Raw genomic sequence first — 2,799 nt, 5'->3', positions numbered from 1 at the left:
CGGCGGACCTCCGGTCCGGCCCGACGAAAGACCGGCCCCGGGAAGAGTTTCGGCGCACGGCGGGGGGCTGGCCTGCCTGCGGGGGAATGGCCGGAGCGTCTAGCGGGCGGCTCGCCGGGACGCGCGGAACCGCGCCCACATCTCGGCCGCCTCCCGGCGCGCACGCACCAGGATCACCGCCGGCAGCAGCAGCGCGGCCGCCCGCAGGGCGGGGTCGGTCTGAGTCACCCACGCCAGGGCGATGAGGACGGGGAATCCCACGACGCCGCTGGCGGGCACCCATCCGGTGAGCCGCCAGGCCAGCAGGCCCGGCACCGCCGCCGCGCTGAAGTACGCCGGCTCGAAAAACAGGACGACCCCCGAGGCCGTGGCCAGACCCTTGCCTCCCCAGAACCGGTAGAACAGCGACCAGTTGTGGCCGGCCACGGCCGCCAGCCCCGTGAGCAGCAGCGACCAGGAGGGAACGCGCAGCGCCCGGGCCAGGATGAGGGGGATGACCGCCTTGGCCACGTCCAGCGCGTAGACCACCAGCGCCGGCGCCGGCCCGAACATCCGCCAGGTCTCGGCGGTGCCCGGATTCTTGCCCAGCGCCCGGAAGTCCACCCCCCGCAGGCGGCCCAGCAGGTGTGCGGGCAGGACCGAGCCGCACAGGTACCCGACTGCCGGAGCCAGCAGCGCGGAGACCACCGAGGCCATCTCACCACCTCCCCGAACCGCGCCCGCCCTCCTCCCGCAGCCACCCGGTCTGGCGCAGGTACGCCATCGTCCGCTCCAGCGCCGTGACCAGGTCCACCTGCGGGGTCCACCCCAGCACCTCGCGGGCGCGGGATGTGCTGTAGTGGCTGCGCCGCACCAGGTAGCCTACCTCCGCCCGGGACAGCAGGGGCGGGCGGCGGGTCAGGACGGCGGCGACCTCCGCCAGCGCCGCCGCCGTCCGCAGCGCCCAGGCCGGCGCCGACCGCAGACGCCTCCCCGCCGCCGCGGCGTAGGCGCCGAGAAACATCCTCCAGGGCACGTCGCCGTCGGCCACGTTGTAGACGCCCTCCGGCACCGGGGCGCAGGCAGCCAGCACCGCGTCGGCGAGGTTCCCCACGTACACCGGGTGGCAGACGCCGCGCCCTCCGTCGGCCACCAGCGGCCAGCCCCGCCGCAGCCACCGCAGCGCCCGCCTGGCCAGCCGCCGGTCCCCGGGTCCGAAGACCTGCCCGGGGCGCAGGACCACGACCCGCACGCCCAGGCCGCGGGCGGCGCAGATCTCTCGCTCGGCGTCGATCTTGGTGCTCCGGTACCACCCCAGCGGCCACAGCGGGCTGTCCTCGGTGATGCAGTCCGCGGTGGTCGGGCCGTAGACGGTGATGCTGCTGAGGTGCACCACCCGCGCCACGCCATGCGCGGCCGCCGCCTCTGCCACCAGGCGGGTCCCCCCGACGTTGGTGGCCCGGGCCGCCTCCCGCGACGGCGGGCTTCCCATCCACGCCGCGCAGTGGATGACCGTGCCGCACCCCGCCATCGCCTCCCGGACGTCCTGGGGGCGGGTAAGGTCGCCCACCACGGGCCGCACGCCCTCCGCCCACAGCCCCGGCGCCTGCTCAGGCCGGCGCACCATCCCGCGCACGGAGATGCCCCGGGCCGCCAGCCGGCGGCAGAGGTGTCCGCCGATGAACCCGCCGGCGCCGGTGACCAGGACCGGCTCCACGATCGGCACCCGCTCAGTCGGGGACGATCCGCGCATCCCGCAGCCACCGTTCGGTCTCCGCCATCGCCTCCGCCAGGGAGTACCGGGGCGCCCAGCCCAGGATCTCGCGGGCGCGGACGGTGCTGACGCGCGTCCGGCGGGTGGTGAAGTGCGCCAGGCTGCGGGCCGCCGGCAGGGGACGGCGCAGGAGCGCGGCGGCCATCTCGGAGGCCAGACCTACCAGCCACACCGCCGCCGCCGGCGCCGAGCGCAAGGGACGCCGGCACATGCGGGCGTAATGCCCGAAGAACTCGCGCCAGGTGACGTCTCCGTCCACCACGTTGATGGCCTGCCCCACCGCATCCGCCGCGGAGGAGGCGGCCAGGACGGCGTCGATGAGGTTGTCGATGTACACCGGGTGCGCGTAGCCTCTGCCGCCGCTGGCCAGGACGGGACGGCCGGCGAGGATGCGCCGCACCGGGTGGACCGTGCCGCCCGTCGCCCGCGGGCCGTAGACTAGCCCTGCCCGCACCACCGTCACCGCCAGCCCGCGGGCCCCGGCCCCCGCCGCCGCCTCTTCCACCCGCCGTTTGATCCGGCCGTAGAAGTCCGCCGGCCTGCGCGGGGTGTCCTCGGTGATCAGCGGGGTGCGGGTCGGCCCGTAGACGGCGACGCTGCTCATGCACACCACCCGTTCCACGCCGGCGTCCAGGCAGGCCGCCAGGAGGTTGGCTGTCCCCTCCACCTCCACGGCCTCGGCCGCGGCCCGGGACGGCGGGATCCCGGCCCACCGGGCGCAGTGGATCACCGCGCGCGCGCCGGCCAGGGCGGCCGACAGGCCGCGTGGCTCTCGCAGATCCCGGGGGATGAAGGTCACCCGCGCGGCGGCCGGGGGAACCACATCCATTCCCCGCACGCTCACGCCATTGTCCACGAGGCGGTGCGCCAGGCGTGACCCGATCAGTCCGGCGACGCCGGTGATCAGGACGGGCTCGGGGATCGCGGCAGGGGTGGTCGTGAGCGCCCCCCGGGAATCATGTATTAATCATTGATATTCCAACGGGGAGGGAAGGGTCCTGCCGGTGCGCCCGGGGGCGGGCCCCTATGGGCGGGGCGGGGTGATG

The 2,799-nt window shown here is 75.6% G+C and carries 3 protein-coding genes; all 3 read right to left on the bottom strand.

Annotated elements, in window-relative coordinates:
* Positions 1–99 precede the first annotated feature (99 nt).
* Genes RB146_14040 through RB146_14030 form a run of 3 tightly spaced genes read right to left on the bottom strand, consistent with a single transcriptional unit; the run spans position 100 to position 2,657 of the window.
* Positions 100–696, bottom strand: a complete 597-nt coding sequence (locus RB146_14040; protein ID MDQ7830085.1) for a glycerol-3-phosphate acyltransferase — start codon at positions 694–696, stop codon at positions 100–102.
* Position 697: 1 nt separating this feature from the next.
* A complete protein-coding gene (locus RB146_14035) occupies positions 698–1,705 on the bottom strand; it encodes an NAD-dependent epimerase/dehydratase family protein (GenBank protein MDQ7830084.1) in 1,008 nt (335 codons plus the stop codon).
* A gap of 4 nt (positions 1,706–1,709) precedes the next feature.
* On the bottom strand, positions 1,710–2,657 hold the full coding sequence (locus tag RB146_14030) for an NAD(P)-dependent oxidoreductase (protein MDQ7830083.1): 948 nt from the start codon (positions 2,655–2,657) through the stop codon (positions 1,710–1,712).
* Positions 2,658–2,799: the final 142 nt, after the last annotated feature.

The organism is Armatimonadota bacterium (assembly GCA_031081585.1).
Lineage (GTDB): Bacteria > Sysuimicrobiota > Sysuimicrobiia > Sysuimicrobiales > Humicultoraceae > Geohabitans > Geohabitans tengchongensis.
The sequence above is the reverse complement of the archived record's forward strand: the minus strand, read 5'-3'. Positions and strand labels throughout refer to the sequence as shown.